This is a genomic window from Sphingomonas sp. BRN-1R (genome assembly GCF_057748035.1).
In genome coordinates this window covers 3,755,731-3,779,260 of record NZ_CM173236.1, presented here as the reverse complement: position 1 = coordinate 3,779,260, position 23,530 = coordinate 3,755,731, and the positions used below count along the sequence as shown (strand labels likewise).

Annotated in this window: 18 protein-coding genes and 1 tRNA gene; 7 read left to right on the top strand and 12 right to left on the bottom strand. The window is 70.1% G+C overall.

What is annotated here, in order from left to right; translation table 11 throughout:
• Positions 1 to 23: 23 nt before the first annotated feature.
• From dacB to AC3ANX_RS17590, 7 genes are all read right to left on the bottom strand, one after another.
• On the bottom strand, positions 24 to 1,439 hold the full coding sequence (dacB, locus tag AC3ANX_RS17620) for a D-alanyl-D-alanine carboxypeptidase/D-alanyl-D-alanine endopeptidase (protein WP_488334527.1): 1,416 nt from the start codon (positions 1,437 to 1,439) through the stop codon (positions 24 to 26).
• Positions 1,439 to 2,323 carry a LysR family transcriptional regulator gene (locus AC3ANX_RS17615; protein ID WP_488334526.1) on the bottom strand — a complete coding sequence of 295 codons (885 nt, stop codon included), beginning with the start codon at positions 2,321 to 2,323 and terminating at the stop codon, positions 1,439 to 1,441. Before AC3ANX_RS17615 ends, dacB begins: the two co-directional genes overlap by 1 nt.
• A 12-nt stretch (positions 2,324 to 2,335) precedes the next feature.
• On the bottom strand, positions 2,336 to 3,583 hold the full coding sequence (locus AC3ANX_RS17610; protein ID WP_488334525.1) for a dicarboxylate/amino acid:cation symporter: 1,248 nt from the start codon (positions 3,581 to 3,583) through the stop codon (positions 2,336 to 2,338).
• The gene (dgcA, locus tag AC3ANX_RS17605; protein WP_488334524.1) at positions 3,580 to 4,572 is read right to left on the bottom strand and encodes an N-acetyl-D-Glu racemase DgcA; all 993 of its coding nucleotides are present in this window, start codon (positions 4,570 to 4,572) and stop codon (positions 3,580 to 3,582) included. The genes AC3ANX_RS17610 and dgcA overlap by 4 nt, the downstream gene beginning before the upstream one ends.
• Positions 4,557 to 5,567: an N-acetyltransferase DgcN gene (gene dgcN / locus AC3ANX_RS17600; protein ID WP_488334523.1), complete on the bottom strand. Its 1,011-nt coding sequence runs from the start codon at positions 5,565 to 5,567 to the stop codon at positions 4,557 to 4,559. The genes dgcA and dgcN overlap by 16 nt, the downstream gene beginning before the upstream one ends.
• A 90-nt stretch (positions 5,568 to 5,657) precedes the next feature.
• The gene (locus tag AC3ANX_RS17595; protein WP_488334522.1) at positions 5,658 to 7,250 is read right to left on the bottom strand and encodes an N-acyl-D-amino-acid deacylase family protein; all 1,593 of its coding nucleotides are present in this window, start codon (positions 7,248 to 7,250) and stop codon (positions 5,658 to 5,660) included.
• Positions 7,247 to 9,622 (bottom strand): penicillin acylase family protein, encoded by a 2,376-nt coding sequence (locus AC3ANX_RS17590; RefSeq protein WP_488334521.1) that lies wholly within the window; start codon positions 9,620 to 9,622, stop codon positions 7,247 to 7,249. Before AC3ANX_RS17590 ends, AC3ANX_RS17595 begins: the two co-directional genes overlap by 4 nt.
• Before the next feature lie 277 nt (positions 9,623 to 9,899).
• Between AC3ANX_RS17590 and AC3ANX_RS17585 the strand changes: the two genes are divergently transcribed.
• The 5 genes from AC3ANX_RS17585 to AC3ANX_RS17565 all read left to right on the top strand — a co-directional run bounded on the left by AC3ANX_RS17585 (position 9,900) and on the right by AC3ANX_RS17565 (position 17,623).
• The gene (locus AC3ANX_RS17585; protein ID WP_488334520.1) at positions 9,900 to 12,902 is read left to right on the top strand and encodes a TonB-dependent receptor plug domain-containing protein; all 3,003 of its coding nucleotides are present in this window, start codon (positions 9,900 to 9,902) and stop codon (positions 12,900 to 12,902) included.
• The gene (locus AC3ANX_RS17580) at positions 12,893 to 14,161 is read left to right on the top strand and encodes a dipeptidase (RefSeq protein WP_488336987.1); all 1,269 of its coding nucleotides are present in this window, start codon (positions 12,893 to 12,895) and stop codon (positions 14,159 to 14,161) included. Before AC3ANX_RS17585 ends, AC3ANX_RS17580 begins: the two co-directional genes overlap by 10 nt.
• A 92-nt stretch (positions 14,162 to 14,253) precedes the next feature.
• Positions 14,254 to 15,141, top strand: a complete 888-nt coding sequence (locus tag AC3ANX_RS17575) for an N-acetylmuramic acid 6-phosphate etherase (protein ID WP_488334519.1) — start codon at positions 14,254 to 14,256, stop codon at positions 15,139 to 15,141.
• The gene (locus AC3ANX_RS17570; RefSeq protein ID WP_488334518.1) at positions 15,138 to 16,622 is read left to right on the top strand and encodes an MFS transporter; all 1,485 of its coding nucleotides are present in this window, start codon (positions 15,138 to 15,140) and stop codon (positions 16,620 to 16,622) included. Before AC3ANX_RS17575 ends, AC3ANX_RS17570 begins: the two co-directional genes overlap by 4 nt.
• On the top strand, positions 16,619 to 17,623 hold the full coding sequence (locus AC3ANX_RS17565; RefSeq protein ID WP_488334517.1) for a serine hydrolase domain-containing protein: 1,005 nt from the start codon (positions 16,619 to 16,621) through the stop codon (positions 17,621 to 17,623). The genes AC3ANX_RS17570 and AC3ANX_RS17565 overlap by 4 nt, the downstream gene beginning before the upstream one ends.
• Here AC3ANX_RS17565 and AC3ANX_RS17560 read toward each other — a convergent pair.
• The 3 genes from AC3ANX_RS17560 to AC3ANX_RS17550 all read right to left on the bottom strand — a co-directional run bounded on the left by AC3ANX_RS17560 (position 17,620) and on the right by AC3ANX_RS17550 (position 19,906).
• Positions 17,620 to 18,435 carry a protein phosphatase 2C domain-containing protein gene (locus tag AC3ANX_RS17560; RefSeq protein WP_488334516.1) on the bottom strand — a complete coding sequence of 272 codons (816 nt, stop codon included), beginning with the start codon at positions 18,433 to 18,435 and terminating at the stop codon, positions 17,620 to 17,622. The genes AC3ANX_RS17565 and AC3ANX_RS17560 overlap by 4 nt on opposite strands.
• Positions 18,436 to 18,450: 15 nt before the next feature.
• Positions 18,451 to 19,347 carry a glucosamine kinase nucleotide-binding domain-containing protein gene (locus AC3ANX_RS17555; RefSeq protein ID WP_488334515.1) on the bottom strand — a complete coding sequence of 299 codons (897 nt, stop codon included), beginning with the start codon at positions 19,345 to 19,347 and terminating at the stop codon, positions 18,451 to 18,453.
• 112 nt (positions 19,348 to 19,459) lie between these two features.
• Positions 19,460 to 19,906 carry a MarR family winged helix-turn-helix transcriptional regulator gene (locus AC3ANX_RS17550; RefSeq protein ID WP_488334514.1) on the bottom strand — a complete coding sequence of 149 codons (447 nt, stop codon included), beginning with the start codon at positions 19,904 to 19,906 and terminating at the stop codon, positions 19,460 to 19,462.
• Positions 19,907 to 19,919: 13 nt separating this feature from the next.
• Here AC3ANX_RS17550 and AC3ANX_RS17545 point away from each other — a divergent pair, with 13 nt between their 5' ends.
• Positions 19,920 to 21,074 carry an FAD-dependent oxidoreductase gene (locus tag AC3ANX_RS17545; RefSeq protein WP_488334513.1) on the top strand — a complete coding sequence of 385 codons (1,155 nt, stop codon included), beginning with the start codon at positions 19,920 to 19,922 and terminating at the stop codon, positions 21,072 to 21,074.
• A gap of 160 nt (positions 21,075 to 21,234) precedes the next feature.
• Here the strand turns inward: AC3ANX_RS17545 and AC3ANX_RS17540 are convergent, their stop codons facing one another.
• The gene (locus AC3ANX_RS17540; protein ID WP_488334512.1) at positions 21,235 to 22,242 is read right to left on the bottom strand and encodes a DUF2171 domain-containing protein; all 1,008 of its coding nucleotides are present in this window, start codon (positions 22,240 to 22,242) and stop codon (positions 21,235 to 21,237) included.
• A gap of 229 nt (positions 22,243 to 22,471) precedes the next feature.
• On the opposite strand from AC3ANX_RS17540, the gene AC3ANX_RS17535 reads away from it, so the two are divergent.
• Positions 22,472 to 22,547 (top strand) — tRNA-Ala (locus tag AC3ANX_RS17535).
• Between the two features lie 155 nt (positions 22,548 to 22,702).
• Here AC3ANX_RS17535 and AC3ANX_RS17530 read toward each other — a convergent pair.
• On the bottom strand, positions 22,703 to 23,455 hold the full coding sequence (locus tag AC3ANX_RS17530; protein WP_488334511.1) for an SDR family NAD(P)-dependent oxidoreductase: 753 nt from the start codon (positions 23,453 to 23,455) through the stop codon (positions 22,703 to 22,705).
• Between the last annotated feature and the right edge of the window lie 75 nt (positions 23,456 to 23,530).

Here is a 23,530-nt window from a genome sequence, read left to right as displayed (position 1 = left end):
TGCGGCGATGCCGCGGCGCGCGTTCAGTGCGCGGCGGCCACCGCGAGCAGCGCCTGGTCGATCGCCGCCGTCGCCGAAGCGTCGCCCGGCACGTCGTTGGCGAAGGCGGCGAACGTCAGCGTGTGGCCGCTCGCTGCGGTGAGGTAGCCCGACAGCGCATTGGTCGCGTTGAGCGTGCCGGTCTTGGCGAACAGCCGGCCCGCCAGCGGCGTCGCGCGGAAGCGCGCGGCGAGCGACCCGTCGACGCCGCCGACCGGCAGGGTCGCGCGCCACGCCGCCCCCCAGGTCTGTGCGCCGATCCAGCGCAACACCGCGACGGTCGCGCGCGGGGTGACGCGGTTGTAGCTCGACATGCCCGACCCGTCGGCGAAGTCATATTGCCAGCGCGGCACGCCCGCGCGGTCGAGCATCCGCCGCACGCCCGCGCGGCCATCGGCGACCGAGCCGCTGCCGCCGACCGCGCCCACCCGGCGCAGCAGCAGCTCGGCGTGGAGGTTCTGGCTCGTCTTGTTGGTGAAGCGCACGTCCTCGCCGAGCGGCGGCGGCGCGAGGCGCGCGAGCGCGGCCGGCGGCGCGGGCGGGTGCGGCGCTGGTGCGGCGCCGCGCACCTCGGGATCGTCGGCGGGGGAGGGCGGGCGGTGGCGTACCGATATCGTGCCCGTCACGCGCACGCCCTCCGCACGCAGCAACGCGGCGAGCCGCCACGCCGCCCGGTGCGCGGGATCGTCGACGCCGACGAGCAGCGGGCGCGGTGTGGAGCCCGCGGCGACCGTGCCGGTGACGCGCAGCACGAAACTGCCCGGTACGCGCGCGACGTCCAGCGAACCTTTTGCGCCGGATACGGTGGCCGCGCTGTTCTCGATCCGGTAGTAGCCGTCACCGGTGACGACTGGCGGCTTGCCGGGTGCGGCAGGCACGACCGTCAAGGCCACGACATTGTCGTCGATCGTCAACGCGGAGATCGCCGTGCCGTACCGCCCCGCCTGATTGTTCCAGCTCATGCCGAGCGGCCAGCGCTCGTCCGGAAAAGCGCTGTCGTCGCCGACCACGTCGCGCACGCTGCGGGTGCGCAGCGCGACCGCATGGGCGAGGTCGGCGAGGCAGTCGATGCGGCAGTCCGCCGCGCTCGACAGGCGCGCATCGCCGTGACCGCCGAGCACCACGTCGCGCCCTTCGAGGCGCACCTCCGCGCCGCCGCCGCCGTCCGGCGCGGCCATGTCGAGCGTGCCGAACGCGGCCGCCGTGGTGAAGATCTTGGTGTTGGATGCCGGCATGAACCGCTCGTCGGGGCGGATCGCGACGATCTCGCGGCCCTGATCGTCCACCACCACCAGACCGATGCGGACGCCCGGCCCGGCCTGCGCCAGCGCGGTGGCGACCGGGTCCGCGAGATCGGCGGGCGCGGCCGCGGCCAGCAGGAGCGTGAGCAGAAGGGACATTACGGCGCCTCGATCACGGTGCCGAGCACCGCCAGGAAAGCGCTCGCCAGCGCGCTGGGCGGCCGGTCGAGCAGGTGCATCGCGTTGATGTCGAAGGTGAGCGAAGGCCGCAGCGGGCGCATCGACAGCCCCGGCGCCAGACACGCTTCGGCGGTGAGATTGTCCACCACCGTCCGCCCCACGCCCGCGCGCACCAGCGCGGCGGCGATGTAGAAGGTGCGGGCCGAGACGACCTCATCGAGCGGCACGCCCAGCCGCTCGATCTCGGCGGTGAACAGGTGGCCGATCGGGCCGCTCGCCGCCAGCGTGATGAACGGTTGCCCGGCAAGCTGCGACAGATCCAGCCGCGCGGGCGCATCGGGCATGTCGGCTTCGCGGTAGAGCATTACCAGCTCACCCTCGCCGAGCCAGCTCTGCGCGAGCGGCGCGCCACGCGGCGCCTGATAGCCGATCGCGATGTCGCTCTCGCGCTCGTACAATTTGCGCAGAACGTCGTCGTGATGGACGGTCTGGAGGTCGAACCGCACGTCCGGGTGGGTCTGGAGGAACCGCGCCACGGCGGTCGGCAGCGCGCTCAATGCGAGGCTCGGCAGCGCGGAGATGCGCAGCGTCGCGCCGCCGCCCGACTTCAGCGCACGCCCCGCCTCGCGCAGCGCCCGCACGCGGCCCTGGATTTCCGCGACATCGCCGAACATCGCATGCGCATCCTCGGTCGGCACCAGCCGGCCGGCGACGCGCTGGAACAGCTCGAAGCCGAGCAGCGATTCCGCGTGGCGCAGGGTCTTCGACACCGAAGGTTGCGAGACGTTGAGCGCGCGTGCCGCCGCGCTGATCGAGCCGTTGACATAGACGGCGTGGAAGATCTCAATATGGCGCAGGTTCATGGATGCGCCACCCTAGCCCGATGCGGCCCCGCGCAACACTGTCTTGTCGATCGCGCGCGCGCCGTTCGCCACCAGCGTGGCGACGGTGAGGTTGGCGGAGACCGACGGGGTGGTGCGCGTCATGTCCAGCAGCCGGTCGAACGGCAGGACGAGGCCGACCACCAGCGCGGTCTGTTCGGGCGCGATGCCGACCGCCGACAACATCGCCGCCAGCATGAACAGCGAGGCGGAGGGCACCGGCGCGGTGCCGAACGCCGCGAGCGCACCGGTCAGCAGCATGACGAGCAGCATCGTGCCGTCCGGGGCGACGCCGAGCGCCTGGAGCGCGAACTGCCCCATCAGCCCGACGTACATCGCCGTTCCGTCCTTGCCGATGCTCGCGCCGAGCGGCAGCACGGTGCCGGCGACGGCGGGGGCGATGCCGAGATTGTCCTCCGCGACGCGCAGGCCCACCGGCAGGCTCGCCGAGGAGGATGCGGTCGAAAATCCCACCACCAGCGCATCGAGGATGCCGCGAAAGAAGCGCAGCACCGGCAGCCGCGCGACGAAGCCGATCAGCGCGCCGTGGAACAGCATCTGGACGAGCGAGCCGATCACGACGCACAGCGCCAGCGCACCGATATTGGCGAACACCGCCGCGCCGCCGCCGGCGACCGCACGCGCGATCAGCGCCATCACGCCGAGCGGCGTCACCTCCATCACGATCCGCACGGCCTGCAGCAGCACGGCGGCGAGCCCTTCGAACAGCGCGACCACCGGCCTGCCCGCCTCGCCCGCCGCCACCGCGCCGGCGCCGAGCAGGATGGCGGTGAACATCACCGCGAGCATGTCGCCTCGCGCGAGCGCGTCGACGATGTTGAGCGGTATGATGCCGAGCAGTTGATCGGCGGCGGTGACGGGCGGCCCCAGCGCATGCGGCGCGACGCCGGCCAGTGCGATCCCCGCGCCGGGGCGCAGGATGAGGCCTGTCGCCATGCCGACCGTCACCGCGACCAGCGTGGTCATCGCAAACAGCAGCACCGTGCGGCCGCCGATCGCCCCCAGCCGGCGCGGATCGCCGAGCGACGCGATGCCGGCGGCGATCGTCACCAGCACCACCGGCACGACCAGCATCCGGATCAGCCGCACGAACAGATCGCCGAGGATCGCGATGGCCGCAGCGCCCGCCGGCCAGGCCGCGCCGAGGATCACGCCCAGCACCAGACCGCCGATCACGCGCTGCCACAAGGGCACCGCGAACCAGCGCCTGGCGATGCTCATGCGGCGCTGCCCCAGAACCCCGGTGCCGGTGGGGCGAGCACGCCGCCCTGATCGCGCACGCCGCCGGGCCGATCCTCGCTGAGCCACAGCGGCCCGTCGAGATCGACGAACGCGGCATTCCCGGCGAGCAGCATCGCCGGCGCGATGCCGAGCGAGGAGCACACCATGCAACCAACCATCAGCCCGAAGCCGCGCGCGCGTGCCGCCTCGGCGAGGACGAGCGCTTCGGTGAGGCCGCCGGTCTTGTCGAGCTTGATGTTGACGTAGCTGTAGCGCCCGGCGAGCGCGTCGAGATCGGCGGCGGTGTGGAGCGATTCATCGGCGCACAGCGGCACCCGACTGGCGAACCCGGCGAGCGCGGCATCCTCGCCCGCCGGCAGCGGCTGTTCGAGCAGATCGACCTGGTGTTCAGTCAACAAATCCTGCCAGCGATCGAGTTCGGCAAGCGTCCAGCTTTCGTTCGGATCGACGATCAGGCGCGGGGCAGGGGCGGCGGCGCGTACGGCGGCGAGTTGTTCGGCCGCACCCGCACGATCCACCTTTACCTTCAGGAGCGGAACGTGCGCGGCACGCGCGGCGGCCGCGGCCATCGCCGCGGGGGTGTCGATCGCAATGGTGATTGCCGAGGCGACGGGCGCGGGTTCGGCAATCGCTGCAAGCGCCGCGACGCTGCTGCTGGCGATGCGCGCCTCCAGATCCCACAGCGCGCAATCGACCGCGTTGCGCGCCGCGCCGGCCGGCATCAGCGCGCGCAACTCTTCGCGTGTGGCGCCCGCTGCAATCGCCGGCTCGGCGGTCGCGATCTGCGCGAGCGCGCCCTCGATCGTCTCGCCATAGCGCGGATAGGGCACGCCTTCGCCGCGCCCCGTCACCGCGCCCTCGCATACGGTGACGGTGATGACGTCGGCCGCCGTCTTCACCCCGCGCGCGATGCGGAACGGCGCGTGCAGGGGGAAGCGGTCGTGGCGGGCGTCTAGGGTGCGAAGCATGTCAGCAGCTCGTCGGCGATCGGGTCGGCGCCGAAGCGATACGGGTCGGTGCAGGGCAGGCCAAGCGCGTCGCCGGTCTCGGCGCACAGCCGGCGCGCGGTGCCCTCGTCGAGCTTGACGGTGTTGAGCGCCACGCCGACCGCGCGGACATCGGGGCTGGTGAGCCGCGCGACCTGGAGATTGGCGGCGAGGCACTCGGCGAGGTCGGGCAGTTGATAGTGCGGCAGCCCGCGCATGTGCGCACGCGACGGATCGTGACACATCACCAGCGCAGCCGGTTGCGCGCCGTGCAGCAACCCGGTCGAAACCCCGGCGAACGAGGGATGGAACAGCGATCCCTGACCCTCGATCAGATCCCAGCCGTCATCGTCGCGCGCGGGCGAAATCGTCTCGATCGCGCCCGAGATGAAATCGGCCACCACCGCGTCGAGCGGCACGCCGTCGCCCGCGATCAGGATGCCGGTCTGGCCGGTCGCGCGGAAATCGGCGAAGACGCCTCGCGCGTGCAGGGCATCGCGCAGCATCAGCGTCGCATACATCTTGCCGACCGAACAATCGGTGCCGACGGTGAGGAGGCGCTTGCCCGCACGCCGCTTGCCGGTGCCGACCGACAGGTGCGCGGGCGGATCGCGCACGTCGAACAGGTCGACCCCGGCCGTGCGCGCGGCGGCGACGAGGCGCGGATCGTCGCGCAGCCGCTGGTGCAGCCCGGACGCGACGTTCATGCCCTGCGCGATCGCGTCGAGCGCATCGCGGACCAGCGCCTCGCCGAGCCGCCCGCCGGCGTTGGCGATGCCGAGCACCAGCGTCCGCGCGCCGGCCGCGCGCGCGGCGGCGGCGTCCATGCGCGGCAGGCCGAGCGTCAGCGGGCAATCGTCATGCCGCCACTCGCCCACGCAATCGTCGCGCCGGAAGGTGGCGAGCCCGCGCGATGTCTTGATGCCGACATCGTCGTCCGAATGGCCGAGATAGAGAAGAAAGGGTCCGGGGATCATCACGGTCCTGCGCGAGAAAGGGAGGAGTCGGATTTACACTCAGGTGATGCTACGCCCAGATGCGGTAGGTTGGCACGCCATAACCGCGGTCTATGCCCCGCATCCCGCCGGGCGCGGGCGCAACAGCACCCGCCCGGCGGCGACGCCGGTGGCGGCACTGTCGCGCAACGCCAGTCGGCCGTTGACGAACAAGGCGCTCACCCCGACGCTCGGCACGCGCGGATGCACGTAATCGGCACGCGGCGCGAACCGGGCGGGATCGAGCACCACCACATCGGCATAATAGCCGGCGCGCAGATAGCCGCGATGGTCGATGTGGTAGATGTCGGCGGTCAGCCCGCTCGACCGGCGGATGAAGTCGGCGAGCGCGATCACCTTACGCCGCTGCACGTACTCGCGGTATTTCTGCGGCATGGTCGCATATTGGCGCGGATGCCCGTCCGATCCGTCCGAACTGGTCACCACCCACGGCTGCTTCATGATGAGATCGACGTCGCGGTCGGCCATGTTGAAGCTCGCCACGCCGACGCCCAAAGGGCCGTCGCCATTGGCATCGGGCGTCTTGAGGATGCGGAGCGCCGCGTCGATCGGCGAGACATGCCACGCGGTCGCCATCTGCGCGAGCGTGCGGCCGGTCCACGGCACGCCTTCGGAAGTGAGGAGCAGCGAGTCCGCGCCGCCGCGCCGCCGCAGGTTCTCGGTCATCTCCGCCTTGATGCGGGCGAGCGTCGCGGGATCGTCGAGGCGGGCGAGCATCGCCTTGTACCCGCCCGCGACCGCCCAGCGCGGCATCAGCGAGGCATCCACGCTCGAACCCGAGGCGAGCCAGGGATATTGATCCGCCGTCACGTCCTGCCCGGCGCGGCGCGCCACCTCGATCGTGGCGATCAGTTCGGGCGCATGGCCTTGCAGATCGACGCCGAGCGCCTTCAGGTGCGCGATATGGACCGGCATGTGCGCGCGCCGCCCGATCTCGATCGCTTCCCTGGTGCTGGCGATCAGGCCGATCGTATAGTCGGATTCGTCGCGCTGGTGGGTGTCGTACAGCCCGCCGCGCTTGCCCGCTTCCTCGGCGACCGCGACCACCTCGTCGGTGGTGGCGTAGCTTTGGGGAGCGTAGAACAATCCGGTCGACAGCCCCACCGCGCCCTCGCACATGCCCTTCGCCGCGAGCGCCTTTTCCTGCGCGAGTTCGGAAGATGTCGGCGCGCGATCGGCCTCACCCAGCACGCGCTGGCGGATCGTGCCGAACCCGACGAACGGCACGACATTGGTGCCGATCCCGCTCGCCTGGAGTTTCTGCGCGTCCGCCGCCACGTCGGGCGTGCCGCCGCCGTCGACGCCGGTGATGACCGTGGCAACGCCTTGCGCCAGCCACGGCAGGTTGAGCCGGGCGGTGGCATCTTTCGAGCGGATATAGGTGTCGGGATGGGTATGCGCGTCGATCAGGCCGGGCGCGACGATCCTGCCGCGCGCGTCGATCACCTGCGCGGCGGCGGTGTGGCGTGTCGGGCCGACATAGACGATGCGGTCGCCGGCGATCTCGACATCGCCGACGGCGGGCGGCGTCGCCGCGCCGGTGTAGATCGTGCCGCCCCGGATGACGACATCGACTCTGGCCGGTGCGGCGGCGGGAGCGGCGCCGACCAGGAGCAGGGCGGCGAGACCGGGCAGGCGCGTCATGATCGGGTTCCTTCGGGCATCAGGGTGCGGCGGGCGACCGCATGCGCCTCGACGGCGGCGCGGCTGTACAGCATCGGCTGGAGCTGACCGACGCTCCACGCGGCGACCTGATCCTGATAGTGTGGCGAGCGCGGATCATTGGACTGGCCGGGCAGATTGAGCATCAGCGAAGCGTCCCACGCTCCCACGTCGATCACTTGCAGATAGCTCGCGCCGCCCCCCGCCGACCAGCCCGGCCCACTGCCGAGCCAGCGCGCCTGCACGGTGTAGCTGTCGCCGCCGGTCGGCCCGACCTCGATCGGCGGGAAGGCGGCGGCGATGGCCGGAATGCGCGCGAGCGGGTGCTGGATGCGCACGCGGTGGAGCGCCCCCCAGCGCCAGTGTGCGGGATCGGGGCCAAGCTGCGCGCGGGCGCTTGCCCAGGCGGCGACCAGCGCCGCGTCGAGCATCGCATCGCGCGCGGCGGCAGGATCGGTCCCAAGCCGCGCGTCAGGATGGGCGATCAGGCCGAGCAGGACCGACGGGCCGATCGCGGTGACGATCGCCTTCGCGCGTTCGGGCACGATCGCTGCGAGCATCCGCTGGCCAAGCTCGCGCCACAGGATCTCGAACAGCGCCGCCGCGCCGCTTGCCGCGTCGAGCCGGCCGTCCCAGCCGCGCAGCATCGTCACCGCCGCACGCGCGCGCTCGGACGGAGTGGCGGGCAGCAGCGCGACGAGCTGACGCGCGGGCGTGGAGAGCGTGTCATGCTGAAGCGCAACGCTGTCGGCGAGCGTGTGCCGCTCCTGCCGGGCGAGCACGTCGGCGATCCGCTCGTAACGATAGGGATCGCGGAAGTCGAACGCGGGCACGCGGTCCGCCGGCCAGTCGGGCGGCAGGTTGTCCTGATTGGCGGAGGCGAACCAGCCTTTCGCCGGATTATAGTCGCTCGGCAGCGCGCGGTGGTCGCGCATTCCGGTCCAGTCGTAGCGGCCGTCGCCCGGCACCGGCATCAGCCCCGCGCCCTGCTTGCGCACCGGCATGAAGCCGATCGCCTGCCAGCCGGTGTTGCCCTCGACATCGGCATAATGGAAGTTGGTGGGCGAGGGATGGATGCGGAACGCGGTCTGCAACCCGGCCCAGTCCTTTGCGAGGTTGATCGCGATCATCGCGAACGATCCGCCGCCGCCCGGCTGCATCGCGATCGAGGCGAGCGCCGTCGCTCGCCTGCGGGCGGGATCGTGCGCGACGACCGGTCCTTGCACCGCATAGCGCAGCACCTCGACATGCGCGGCGCCGTCCTTCACCGGGATGCTCGCCGCGACGCGGGTGAAGCGCCGCCAGCCGCCGCCGTGCCGATAGCGTTCGGGGTCGCTCGGGTGCAGTTCCAGGACGAACAGATCCTCCTGGTCGATGTGGAAGTTGGTGCGACCGAACGCGAAGCGATCGGTATGGCCCTGCATGATGCCGGGCAGGCCGGGCGCGCCGCCGCCGATCACGTCCAGCCCGGGCGCCGACAGATGCGCGACATGGCGCGGGCCGAAGCCGCCGATGCCGAGGTGCGGATCGTTGGCGAGGATCGCCCGCCCGGTCGTCGAGCGCGATGGCGCGACCGTCCAGGCGTTGCTGCCGGCATTGTCGCGCTCCAGCCGGCCCGAGCGCTCGTCAGGCTCGGTGGTCGGCGTGTTCGGCCCGAACGGCAACCGGCCGAGCCGCAGCACGCCGAGATCGTCGAGCGACACCTGAGATACGTCTAGCCCGTCCGGCACGTCGAGCGGATGCGCGGGCATGCGCGGCGCGATCACCGCGTCGAGGTCGAGCAGCCCGAGCGCGGCGAGCCGGGCGCGGCGCACCTCGTCGTCGGTATTGCCCGCCGCCGCGCCGCGCGCGAGCACCATGTCGCGCACGTCCCAGCGGATCGGTTCGACGCCGAGGATCTGGTGTTCGAGCGGCAGCAGCGTGCGATCGGCCACCACCTCCGCGATGCGCGCGTTGATGCCGGCGATATAGGCGCGCGCGCAGGCGAGCACGTCGGCGGGCACCCGCGCGAGTTCCGCATCGAGATCGCCGCGATAGTGGAAAAGCCGCGCCTGCGCGTCGTGGCGCACGAAATCCGCGCCGAACGCCTCGGCCATGCGGCCGAGTTCGCGGCGATGTTCGAAATCGATCTGGAACAGGCGGTCGCGCGCGACGACATAGCCCTGGCCGAAGAACGCGTCCGGGATGGTCGCGGCGCGGATATGCGGCACCCCGTACACGTCATCGACGATCTCGATCGGCGCACCCAGCCCGCGCACCTGCGCCGTCTGCGCGCCCGCCGCGCGGCAGGCCGGCCCTACGGCGAGCGCGGCGACCGCGACGGAGCGGAGCAGAAAGGATCGGCGGTCGATCATCGGCGGATTTCCTTACCTGGCACGGCGCGACGCCCGACGCTGTAGGGTGCGCGGCGCGGACCATGAACGCGCATTGTGGCAGGCACCCATAGACCAAGGTTATGGGCGAGCGCACATCCGCCTCTTGACGCTTTCGTACAGGACCGCGCAACCTCCGCCATCAGCAGGTGGAACTGGCTCGGGCGAAGCCAGCATGACAACAACCGTAGCTCGCAGGTGACTGGAAAGCGTCAAGAAACGCGCCACCGCTGCGGTACGGTCAGGGAAGGAACAGGGGATGACGAGTTCGGATCAGGTCCGTCGCCGGGTGGCGATGGCGGCTGCGTGCAGCGTGGCGGCGATGGCGGGCGCGCTCGCAACTCCGGTCGCGGCACAGACGGCGGCACCGGCGCAAACCGTGCCGGCCGCGCCCGCCGGCACGAGCGATGCCACCAACGATGAGGTGGTCGTCACCGGCTCGCGCGTCGGTCGCAGCGGCTTTCAGTCGCCATCGCCGCTGACGGTGCTGACGCAGGAGGAGATCCAGAACCAGTCGCCGTCGAACAACATCGCCGATTTCGTCAACCAGCAACCGGCGCTGGCCGGATCGACCCGCCCGGCCAACTCACGCCTCAACCTGTCGAGCGGGCAGGCCGGCATTAACGCGCTCAACCTGCGCAATCTGGGCGAGATCCGCACGCTGGTGCTGGTCGACGGGCACCGCTCGGTCGGCTCGACGATTACCGGGCTGGTCGACGTCAACACGATCCCGCAAGGGCTGGTGAAGAGTGTCGAGGTCGTCACCGGCGGCGCGTCCGCCGCCTACGGGTCCGATGCGGTCGCGGGCGTCGTCAACTTCATCCTCGAAAAGAAGTTCGAGGGGCTTCGCCTCACCGCCGACCAGGGCATCACCCAATATGGCGACGGTCACAATTACTCGGCGACGCTGACCGCCGGCACCGCCTTCGCGGACGGGCGCGGGCATATCGAGCTGGAGGGCGAATACGCCCACCGCGACGGCATCTTCCAGGTCGATCGCGACTGGAACGCGACCGGCTATGTCCGCATCCAGGACCCGAACTGGACCGCCAGCAGCACCACGCCGCAGTTCATCACCACCAAGCGGCAGATCGGCGCGGCCAATTCGACGCCCGGCGGTCTCATCACCGGCAGCACCGCGGTGGCGGGCAGCGGCATCGCCGCCAACAGCCTGCGCGGCGTCTATTTCGGTTCGGGCGGGCAGCCGCTGCAATATCAATATGGCGGGCTGACCTTCCCGTCCGCCACCGGCAGTTCCGCGCCGACGCTGACGCAGGGCGGTAGCTGGCAGGTCAACGATTCGGGGCGCAACATCGGGCTCGATCCGCAGGACGATCGCTACGGCGTGTTCGGCCGGGTGAGCTACGACCTCACCGACAGGATCGAGCTGTATGCGGACGCGTCGTACAACCGCCAGCATATCGTCTTCAACGCCGGCCCGAACCTCCAGACCGGCATCAGCATCTCCGCGACCAACCCGTATCTGGTCGCCGCGCTGGGCGCGTCGCGTCTCGCCGGCATCAGCAGCGTCACGCTGGCGACCACCTCTGTCGATCTGCCGTACCGCATCGTCGACAATCGCCGCGCGGTGCAGCGCTACCAGATCGGTGCCGACGGCAAATTCGACGTGGCGGGCAAGACGGTGTCGTGGGACGTCTATGGCCAATACGGCCGGGCGGACTTGCGCGAACAACTCCGCAACGTCCAGAACATCGCACGCATCACCAACGCCACTAATGCCGTCACCGCGCAGGCCGGCAACGCCGGCGGCTATGCGGCCGGCTCGATCCAGTGCGCGATCAACGTCGATCCTAATCCCGCCAACGACGACAAGGCGTGCGTGCCGCTCAACCGGCTGGGCGTCGGCGTCGCCGATCCGGCAGCGATCGCCTATGTACTCGGCGCGCCGTACCGCGACGAAACCACTGAGCAGAAGACCGCAGGCCTCAACCTGCGCGCATCGCCGTTCCGCACCTGGGCGGGCGACGTCAGCATCGCGGTCGGTGGTGAATGGCGCGAGGAAAGCATCCACGGCTTCGTGCCCCAGCAGTTCCAGCCGGTCTCCACGACCAACGCGCAAGGCCGGCCGACCGTGACCAACACCTGGTCGGTCGGCAATTATCTGCCCACCAACGGCCGCTACAACGTCAAGGAAGCCTATTTCGAAACGGTGGTGCCGCTCGGCCTCGGGCTCGAGTTCAACGGCGCGGTGCGCGGCACCGACTATTCGACGTCGGGCACCGTCGCGACATGGAAGCTCGGCGGTACGTGGCAGCCGATTCCCGACATCCGCTTCCGCGTGGTGCGCTCACGCGATATCCGCGCGCCCAATCTCAACGAACTCTATCAGGCCGGTTCCGCCAACAGCGATGCGATCCGCAACCCGCTGTTCACCGCCGACGGCCTGCACGGACCGGCGACCTACAGCTATTCGGGGATCGCCACCGGCAACCCGAATCTGAAGCCCGAAATCGCCAATTCCTGGACGATCGGCGCGGTGTTCTCGCCGCGCTTCCTCAAAGGCTTCAACGCCTCGATCGACTATTGGCGGATCAACATCAAACAGGGCATCACCAGCTTCGCCGCGCAGGATATCGAGAATCTGTGTAGTCAGGGGCAGCAGGCGTTCTGCGACGCGATCACGCAGGATCCCACGCGCTCCACGCCAGGCCAGCCCTATCTGCTGATCCGCACCCAGCCGTTCAACGCGGCGAGCCAGCTTGCGCGCGGGATCGACTTCGACACCAGCTACCGCCTGCCGCTTTCCGGCGTGACCGCGCTCACGCTGCGCGGCGAGGCGACGCGCTACCTCGACAACATCCTCAACACCGGGGTGCCCGGGGCGGTGATCGCCAATTCGGTGGGGGTGAACGGCGGGCAAGCCTCGACGCCGAGCTGGATCTTCCGCGGCAGCGCGACGCTCGATCTGCCGACCACCTCGATCACGCTGGTCGGGCGCGGCGTCAGCGCCGGGCGGTACGCGGCGACGGCGATCGAGTGTCAGACGAACTGCCCGCTCTCCACCACCAATTACCCGACCTACGACAACAACCAGATTTCGGGGCTGTTCTACGCCGATCTCAACGTGACGCAGAACGTCAAGGTCGCCGGCAAGGTGGATGCGCAGTTCTTCGTCAACGTGACCAACCTGTTCGACCGCTGGCCGATGCTGGTGCCGGAAACCGGGCTCGCTGCGAACAGCACCTATTCGGATCTGCTCGGCCGGACCTTCCGCGTCGGCATCCGGATGCAATTGCGGTGAGGCGTTGCGCGCTTCTCGCGCTGGCGCTCGCCGCACCGGCGGCGGCGCAGACCGCGTCCGGGCCGGCGCCCGGTCCGGCCGACGTCGCGCGCGCCGAGCGCTTGCTCGCCCGCGCGCCGGTGATCGACGGGCATAACGACCTCGCCTGGGAGATCGGGCATTATCAGGGTGGCCGCGTCACCGTCGTGCGGGGCGACGGGGCGACCCTGCCGCGTCCGTTGCAGACCGATCTCTCCCGGCTGAAGGCGGGGCATGTCGGCGGGCAGTTCTGGTCGGTGTGGATTCCCGCCGACGTCACGGGCGCAAAAGCGGTCGAGATGACGCTGGAGCAGATCGACGTGGTGCGCCGGCTGGTCGCGGCCAATCCCGACGCCCTCGCGCTCGCCACCAGCGCGGCGGACGTGCGGCGGATCGCGGCGAGCGGGCGCACCGCCAGCCTGATCGGCGTGGAAGGCGGCCATCAGATCGACGGGCGCTTGTCGGTGCTGCGCGACTACCGCGCGCTCGGCGTCGGTTACATGACGCTGACGCATACGCGCAGCCTCGACTGGGCGGATTCCTCGACCGACGAGGCGGTCGCGGGTGGGCTGTCGCCGTTCGGCAAGCGTGTCGTGGCCGAGATGAACCGGATCGGCATGCTGGTCGACGTCAGCCATGTCGCCGACAGTACGATGCGCGCGGCGCTGGCGATCTCGAAAGCACCGGTGATCGCATCGCACTCCTCGGCGCGCGCGCTGGCGGGCGCGCCGCGCAACATCCCCGACGATCTGCTCGCCGCGATCGGGGCGAACGGCGGCGTGGTGATGGTGAACTTCTATCCGGCCTTCCTGTCGGACGCGTGGAAGCAATGGGACGTGGCGCGCACGGCTTACGCCAAGTCGCTCGCGGTGCCGGGCGACGTGTACGGCCCGCGTGCGGCCGCGCCGCTCGTCGCATGGGATCAGGCGCACCCGATGCCGCATGTCACCGTCGCCACCGTCGCCGATCATATCGAGCATGTCGCCAAGGTCGCGGGGCACGATCATGTCGGGCTCGGCGGCGATTTCGACGGGATCGACAACACCGCGCCCGAGGGGATGAACGGCGTCGACGGCTATCCCAAGGTGATCGCCGAGCTTGCCCGCCGCGGCTGGAGCGATGCCGATCTCGCCAAGCTGACCAGCGGCAACATCCTGCGCGTGATGGAGCGGGCCGAGGCGGTCGCGGCGGCGATGGCGGGCGTGCCCGCCGACGATGCGACCGACCGCGGCGCAGGCTAGCCGGACACCAGACCCACGCCACGACCGGTCGTGGCGTGGTTGCAACCATCGCGGCGTCATGCCCTAACGGCGATGCTCGGGCAGGAGGACCAATGTCGACGGAAACCGTGGATGCGCGCTTCACCGATCTCGATCGGTGGCCGACCGAGGTGGCAGTGCAGGCGATGCTGGAAGGGCAGATGGTCGCGATCGCCGCGCTTCAGGATCAGGTCGCCGCGATCGCCGCCGCGAGTGATGCCGCCGCCGAACGGCTGCGCGGGGGTGGGCGGCTGGTCTATGCCGGCGCGGGTACATCGGGGCGGGTCGCGGTGCAGGACGGCGTCGAGCTGACGCCCACCTACGACTGGCCGCGCGATCGACTGGTCTTCCTGCTCGCCGGCGGTGAGCGCGCGTTGATGCGGAGCGCGGAGGGCGCCGAAGACGATGCCGAAGCGGCGCGGCGCGAGGTGGCCGACGCGGGCGTCGGCGCGGGCGATGTCGTGATCGGCGTCGCCGCCAGCGGGCGCACGCCCTATACCGTGGCGGTGATCGAGGCGGCGGCCGCGACGGGCGCGCTCACCATCGCGATCACCAACAACGCCGGTGCGGCGCTCGCCGCTGCGGCCGCGCACGCGATCGTCGCGGTGACGGGTGCCGAACTGGTGGCGGGATCGACCCGGATGAAGGCGGGCACCGCGCAGAAGGCGGCGCTGAACCTGCTGTCGACCGCGATCATGCTGCGGCTCGGGCTGGTCTATCGCGGCATGATGGTCAACATGCGGGCTTCCAACGCCAAGCTGGTCGTGCGCGCGCACGCCATGGTGGGAGAGATCGCCGGAGTGGACGTTTCGGTGGCGACGGCGGCGCTGGCGGCGGCCGATGGCGACATCAAGCGCGCCGCACTGATCGCGCGCGGACTGGAACCGGCCGCCGCCGCCGCGTTGCTCGACCGCCACAAGGCGGATCTGCGCGCTGCGCTTGACGCCCTCGACACGCGATGACCGGCACCGCCGATCCCGCCAAGCCGCGCGTCAACCGGCGGCTGATGGCGCTCTATATCCTGCTCGGCTTCTCGGCAGGGCTGCCGTTCTACATGTTCTCCACCGTGCTGTCGGCGCGGCTCGCCAAGCACGGCGTCGATATCGTGCTGATCGGCTTCTTCGGCTGGGTGGCGCTACTGCCGACCTTCAAGTTCGCCTGGGCGCCGCTGCTCGATGCGTTCCCAGTGCCGGGGCTGTCGGCGTTCTTCGGCAAGCGGCTGGGGTGGATCATCACCGCGCAGATCGGCATCGTCGCGTCGATGGTGGCGATGGCGTTCACCTCCGCCGATGCGAACCTCGCGGTGGTCGCGCTGTTCGCCATCCTGCTCGCGTTCTGGACGACCACGCTCGAGGTCGCCGCCGACGGCTGGCGGATCGAGCTGGCGCCCACGGCGGAGGCGCAGGGGCCGCTCACCGCCGCCAATCTGTGGGGCTATCGCTCGGCGATGGCGCTGTCTTCGCTGGTCGCGCTGGCGGTGGCGGATCATGCCGGCTGGACGTGGGGCTATCTCGCCGTCGCGTTGCTCGCGTTCGCGCCGCTGCCGATGCTGTTGGGCATCGCTCCGGTGGAGGCGGGCACCGGCGGGCGCACGGCGGCGCTGGCGCGCGGGCTGGCGGCGAGCGCGGCGTTGATCGGCGGATCGCTCGTCGTGTTCGGCGTGATCGGCTGGGTCGGGCTGCGGCTCGCCGTTGCCGCCGGGATCGGTGCGAAGACCGATGCCACCAGCGCGGTGCTGGTGCTGTGCCTGGTGCCGTTCGTGCTGATGGCGGTCGCGCTGCCAGCCATCGTGCGGCTGCCCGCCACCGCCTGGGCGCGGCGGTCGACGTGGCTGGGGCCGTACGTCAACATCTTCTGGCGGTTCGGTTATCGCGTGCTGCCGCTGCTCGGTTTCGTCACTTTCTATCGGATGGGCGACGTGCTGACCCTGTGGGGCGTCAAGCCGCTCGAGATCGCGGCGCATTATGACCTCACCACGATGGGCATCGCCGACGGCTTCGTCACCACGCCCGCGAGCATGGCGGGCGTCGCGATCGGCGCGGCGCTGGCGGTGCGGCTGCGCATGAGCCGGGCGTTGGCGCTGGGTGCGGTCGGTTCGGCGCTGGGCAACTGGATCTTCGTGTGGCTGTGGCATGTCCCGCCGGCCGGTCTCGCCATCTACACCGCCACCGCCGTCGACCAGTTCGCGCACGGCATGGAGGGCGCGATCTTCGTCGTCTATCTCTCGCTGCTGGTGAACCCGCGTTACGCAGGCGCGCAATATGCCTTCCTGTCGGGCTTCGCCTTTCTGCTGCCCCGCCTGCTGCAGGGCGCGGGCGGCGATATCGTCACGCGCATCGGCTATGACGGCTTCTTCTGGCTGTCGGGCTCGCTGAGTCTCGCGGCGGTGCTGTTCCTGCCGCTGATCGCCGGCGTCCGCCCGCGCGACGAGGAGAGTGTATGATCGACATCGACGCCGCTTTCGCCCCCGCTGCTGCCGCCGTTGCCGACGGACGCGTGCCGGGCGCGACCTTGGGGATCGTCACCCGCGATGGCCACACCGCGATCCGCACCGCCGGGCTCGCGCAGAAGGAGCCCGAGGCGGAGCCGCTGACGACGGAGCATTGGTTCGATCTCGCCTCCGTTTCCAAGGTGATCGCGACGACGAGCATGGTTCTGGCGCTCGCCGATCAGGGGCGGATCGACCTCGACCGGCCGCTGACCGACGCGATCCCCGATCTGCGCCAGTATGACGTCGCCGATGCGGCGGAGCGGCGGCTGACCTTCCGTGACTGTCTGGTCCACCGCACCTTCCTCCCGGCGGTCGAGCCGATCTACACCTATGGCGACGATCCCGCCCGGCTGCGCGCGTTCGTGCTCCAGCGTGAATGGCGGCACGGGCCTGCGGTCTATTCGGATATCAACTTCATCCTGCTCGGCATCGCCATCGAGCGGATCATCGGCGCATCGCTCGCCGACTGGCCGCTCGGGCCGGAGCTGAGCTACGGCCCGCCGCCCGGCCCGGCGGTCGCGACCGAGCGCTGCGCATGGCGCGGGCGCGTGCTGAAGGGCGAGGTGCATGACGAGAATTGCGCCGCGATGGGCGGTGCGACCGGCCATGCCGGGCTGTTCGGCACGGTCGCGGGCGTGCTCGGCTTCGCGCGCGGCGTGCTCGACGGCAGCGGTCTCTCGCCGGCGGCGCTGGCGGCGATCGCGACGCCGGTGAACGGGCCGCGCACCTGCGGCTGGGAGGTGCGCCACGCGCACTGGTCGGGCGGTCAGCTTTGCTCGGCTGCGACGATCGGACACACCGGCTTCACCGGCACCGGGCTGTGGATCGACCTCGATCGCGGCCTCGCCTGGACGCTCCTCACCAACCGCGTCCATCCGACCCGCCACCGCGACAGCGGCATCTTCGCGCTACGCCCGGCGGTGGGCGATGCAGTGATCGCGGCGGCGGATTAAGCGATGCGCAGCCACAGCCCGGTCGCGTCGTCCGAGCGTTTGAAGCGCGCATAGCGGCGACAGTCGGCATCCTCCGCTTCGATCGCGCGGAGCCGGGTGACGAGGCCGTGGAGCCCCTCGGCGCGCAGCAGCGCGGCAAAGTCGGCGGTGGACACCGCGTAATCGTCGATCAGCGCGGCGAGCCCGTCGGTCATCAGCACCAGTTCGTCGCCGCGAAGGACGGTGACGGCATCGTGGTGGACCGCATCGGCGTGGTGCGGCTCCACGCCCAGCACGCGCCGCTCGGCGCGCGCACGGTTGCGACGCAGATGGTCCAGCGTCGGCGCGGTGCGTTCGGGCAGATCGAGGCCCGCGTCGCGCAGCGCCTCCGCCTCCTGCCGCTCGAACGGGTCGGGCTGCGGGCCGAGCCGGTGGACCGTTTCGCCGCGCAGCAGCAGACACGCGCAATCGGCCAGCCACGCGATCTCCAGCCGATCCTCCCGCAATGCGACCGCGAGGAAGGCGGCGCTCGGCAGTTCCCACCGCCCCGCCGGTTCGCGTACCCGACGTGCGTGATAGGCTTCGGCCAGCACGGCGAAAACGGCGGCAGTCACATCGCGCAACGGCGCGGGCGCTGCGGCCGCAAAGGCGTGATCGGCCGCCGCCGCCAGCCATGCGGCCCCGCCTTGAGCGCCGACCAGCCCCGACGGGCCGAGATCGGTCGCGCCGTCGATCACCCAGGCACGCCCGGCGTTCGCCCCGGCGCGATCGTCATTGGCCACGGTCGTCTTGCCGGCGATGCTGATCGATTGGACGAGATCGAAATGCGGCATGTCGTACGTCCCTGTTCAGCCGGCGACCGGCGCGGCCGGTCCCCGATACCCGGCCAGCCGCAACGCGCCATCGAGCGCGTCGCCAAGCGGTTCGCTCAGCCGCGCCACGGTGCGGGCGCGCAGCCACGGGCGCATCCTCGGCGCAAGCCCGCCCATCAACGCGCAGCGCGGCGCGCCACGCGCGAAGATTGTTTCGATAAACCGTTCCACGTGCAGCGCCGCATCCTCGACGATCGACCGGGCGATCTCGTCGCCAGCCTCCGCCGCGCCCATCACCAGCGGCGCGAAGCCGGCGTAATCGCGCGGGGCCGCCTGATCCATCCAGGCGATCGCGGCGGCCGGGTTCTGATCGAACCGCTCCATCACCGCAGCGCCGAAGGGTGTCGCCAGCGTGCGCCCGTCGATCGCCCGCAGCGCGTGACGCATCGCGCTCAGACCCAAAGCCGCGCCGCTGCCTTCGTCGGAGATCGGGAAGCCATAGCCGCCGATGCTGAAGCCTTCGCTGCCCACGCGCAGTCGGGCGATGCTGCCGGTGCCCAGGATCAGCACCGCGCCGTCCCCGCCGTCATGCGCGCCCAGATTGGCGATCTCCGCATCGGTATCGAACCGCACGCCCGCAAACGGAAAGGCGAGCGTATCGAGCGCTTCGCGCAGACCGGGTCGGGAAATTCCCGCGATGCCCATGCCGGCGCGGATCGTCGCGTTCGCTTCGGCTGAGAGGCCGGCGGCGGCGATCGCCTGCTGCGCCGCTGCCAGCAGCGTGCCGTGGAGCGGATCGAGCCCGATCCGCGCGTTCGCCGGCCCGACCTCGCCCTCGCCCAGCACCGTGCCTGCGCCGTCGATCAGGCGGCTTCGGCAGTGGCTGCCGCCCGCATCGATGCCGAGGAACAGCGGCGGAGAGGGGTGGGACATGCGATTTCCTCCTGTGGGGAGATGCGCGCTTCGGTTCGCGCCGGGATCGTTGAACGGTCGCGAAAAGTCGAGCGTAAAGCGCGCACGGCCACTGGCGGCGGGCCTATCGCGCCTAGTCGGCGAGCGCGTCGACGTTGGCGAGAACCCGTTCCAACAGGCTCAGCAGCGTCTCCACCTCTTCCTCCGAGAGTCCGCGCGTCATATCGCGGCTGCCTTGGATCAGGATCTCGCGGCCTTCGCCCAGACGCTCCTGCGCAGCGCTGGTCAAAGAGATTAGGCTGCTCCTGCGATCGGTCGGATCGGGCTCCCGCGTGATGAGGCCGTCGCGTTCCATGCGCGTCAACAACTGGGCCATGGTCGGTTGCTCGACCTTCGCCCAGCGCGCCAGTTCGGTCTGCGAGCGCTTATCGCCGCTTTGTAGCGCGCTCAACACCGGCAACTGAGCGGTGGCGAAGCCGAGCGGCTTCAGTCGCGCATCGCCGATCCGCGTCATCCCGCGACTTATACGGCTGATGAAGTGGCCCAACGTGCGCAGCGGGCGCCACTCGGGTTCAGACATTGCATAGGGTCCTATGTTTATGTATAGGCCCCTATGTAACAACGGAGACACGCTTATGCCAGCAACGTCGATCGCCATCATCGGTGGCGGCCCGGGTGGGCTGACGCTTGCCCGCCTGCTTCAGCTAGGCGGGGTGAAGGTTACGGTGTTCGAGCGCGATGCGCATGCGCAGGAGCGCCCGCAAGGTGGTTCGCTCGATCTGCACCCGGACACCGGGCAGCGGGCCCTCCGGGTTGCCGGGCTGGAGGCTGCGTTCGTGGCCGAAGCGCGCCCGGAACATCAGGGCGACCGCCTCTATGACGCGAACGGCACCTTGCTGTGGGACCGCGATGGCACCGGCCATGATCGGCCGGAGATAGACCGAACCGCGCTACGCGACATCCTGCTTGATGCGCTCGAACCCGGCACCGTCCGCTGGGGCAGCAAGGTCGCGGAGGTCATCCCCGGAGCCGCCACGCATCAGGTGATCGTCGACGGGCACGCCGAAGCGTTCGACATCGTGGTCGGTGCGGATGGCGGATGGTCGCGAGTGCGCCCGTTGCTCTCCCCCGCTACGCCGAGGTACGAAGGCGTGGCCGGGTTGGAGCTCGGTTTCGATGCCGCGACGTGCGGCGAGGTCGCGGCGCTGGTCGGCAGGGGCAAGATGTTCGCGGCCGGCGACGATCGCACGTTGATCGGTCAGCTCAACGGCCACGGTCACATTCGCGGCTATGCGGTGTGGCGGATGGGCGAGGGTGCCGCGCGCGCTCTGGCAGCAACGTCGCCGGACGATGCGCGGGCGCAGGCTGCGGCGATCTTCGCCGGTTTCGCGCCAAGTTTGCGGGTGATGATCGCGACGGGTGACGTGCTCGGCGTACGTGCCATGTACGCGCTGCCGATCGGGCATCGCTGGCCGACCCGGCAGGGATTCACCCTGCTGGGTGACGCCGCGCACCTCATGTCGCCGTTCAGCGGAGAGGGCGTCAACCTGGCGCTGGCGGATGCGATGGACCTGGCAGCGGCGTTGCTCTCGAACGAAGGCTGGCCGGGGGTGGCGGCTTACGAAACCCGTATGTGCGAACGCGCGGCGATCGCGGCGGCCGGTGCGCGCGGCGGGCTGGAAACCGCCGTGTCTCCCAATGCGGCCGCCGCTATTCTCGCCCATTACCGTGAACGCGAAGCCGCCTGAGCAACTGCCGCCGGAGCCGCGATCCGGTGCGATCGACGTCGGCACCATCACGGTCGCCCCATAGGCACGCTGCGGCGAGACCACGCAAAACGGGCGCCGCGAACGGCGCCCGTTCCGAGTGTCACCGTGTCCGGCACCGTATGCGGTGCCGGACTGCGGCTCAGTACGTGCCCGAGAAGCTCTGGTTGAGCGTGCGCGGGGTCTGCGCGCCATCGCGCTGCTCGCGGTCGCCCTTCTCGCCTTCACCGAAGAACGCGGTGTTGCGCTCCTCGTCGCGCCAATGCGCCTTGGCTTCCTCGGCGGTCTTGCGGACCGTGACCTGCTTGCCATCGACGGTCTCGATCCAGCGCGACGGGATCGAATGATGATGGCCACCCGCGGCGGGATCGTTCTTGGTCAGCAGGATGCGGTCGCCGCGCACCTTGTCGACGGTGCCGATATGCTGGCCGTCCGAGCCGACCACATCCATGTGCTCTTGCACCTTGGAGAGCGCGCTGCGCTGCGTCTGACGCTCGTTGCGCCAGTTGCTGAACTCGGTCTCGAACTTCGCGCGGTTCTCGGTGCGATATTCATGATAGTCGCGGTCGAGCGCGTCCATCTGGCTGCGGCGCCACTGGTGGTAATCGTCGTCGCGGCCGTGCGCCCCGGCGCCGTAGCGGCTGCGGTCGTCGCCGCGATCGTTACGCTCGTCATAGCGGGCGTCCATGTTGCGGCGGCGCTCCGCTTCCTCGTCGCCGAACCACGAGCGGACCTCGTCGCCGGCGCGGTCGAAGAAGCCGCGGTCTTCATAATCATAGCCCTGCGGCTGGCGGCCATATTCGCGTCCGCCCGACTGCCGCTCGGCACCCTCGGTGAAGCGGCGGCCGTCGCTGCGGTAGCTGCCGCGATATTCGCCGCCGCCGTAGCGCTGGTCGCGGCCGTAGCCGCCCTGCGCACCATAGTCGCGCGATCCGTGATCGCGGCCCTGGTCGCGATAGCGATCCTGCCCGCCGCGCTGGCCATAGCCTGCGCCGCGATCGCGGTCGTACGCGCCCGCCGCCTGATATTCGCGCGCGCTCGAATACGAATAATCGCGGCCCGAGCCATAATCACGGCCCTGAATGTCGGGATCGGGGCGCGTGTAATAGTCCCCGGTGTTGCTGTTGTGAGGATAGCGGTCGTAACCCATGATGACGTCCTCCTGAGACGGTCCTTACGCCCGGCGCGGCATCATGCCTGTCTGCCGGTCGTAGCCAAAAACGGGAGGGATGGGGAGATTGTTCCAGGTTAAGAGCCGGCACGCGCCCATGCCGCCGCACGGGACATGCGGCTCGTCGCAGCGATTTTTTGCGCGCCTGCCCGGTTGCATCGGCAGAAAAGCGAAGCTACACGCGATGTCCCGTGCCACGGCGTGGACTGGGGCTGTAGCTCAGATGGGAGAGCGCTGCAATCGCACTGCAGAGGTCAGGGGTTCGATTCCCCTCAGCTCCACCAGCCCGCATCGTTTGGGCTGGGTACGAACCGCGCGACACCGTCCGCCGGGTTGTCATTTCGAAAGCCAGGCGCTTTGACCTGCTGGTGCCCTTCGTGTGGCCCGGCTGGCAGGTGGATGGCGCCCCAGCCAAAGCAGGAGCGCCACACCGCCACGCTCAAATTTGCGCCTGACCACCATCGACGAACAGCTCGACGCCGTTGATGTAGGAGGCGTCGTCCGAAGCCAGGAACAACACCGCCTTCGCAATCTCCTCCGGCTGACCGATGCGGCCGGCGGGGATCTGCCCGACCAGATAATCCTTGGTGCCCTGCGCCTGCTCGGCCCCGCCGAACAGTTCGTTGAGGCCCGCCGTCTCGGTCAGGCCCGGGCTGACCGCGTTCACGCGGATGCGGCGGTCCTTGAGGTCAAGGATCCAGCTCCGTGCGAAATTGCGGATCGCCGCCTTCGTCGCCGAATAGACGCTGAACGCGCCCGTGCCCTTGATGCTGGTGGTGGAGGCGGTGAGGATCACCGATCCGCCGTCGCGCAGCAGCGGCAGCGCCTTTTGCACGGTGAACAGCACGCCCTTCACGTTGCTGCCGAAGGTCTGTTCGTAATGCGCCTCGGTGATCGCGCCGAGCGGGGCGAGCTCGCCGCCACCGGCATTGGCGAACACGACGTCAATCTGCGCATGCTTCTGCTGAACCGCGTCGTAGAGGCGATCGATATCGGCGAGTACCGCCATGTCACCGCGCACGCCCGTCACGTGCCCGGCGATCTGCTTCAGCGCCGCGTCGAGCGCATCCTGGCGACGCCCGGTGATGAACACCGACGCGCCTTCCGCGGCAAACGCCTTCGCCGTCGCAAGTCCGATCCCGCTGGTGCCGCCGGTTACGACCACCACCTTGCCGTTGAACCTGTCCGTCATCGTCTGTCTCCTGTGAAGTCCGGCGGCGTGAGCGCCGCTGCCCCCGCTAGATGCGGCTGGAACGATAAAGCTTGT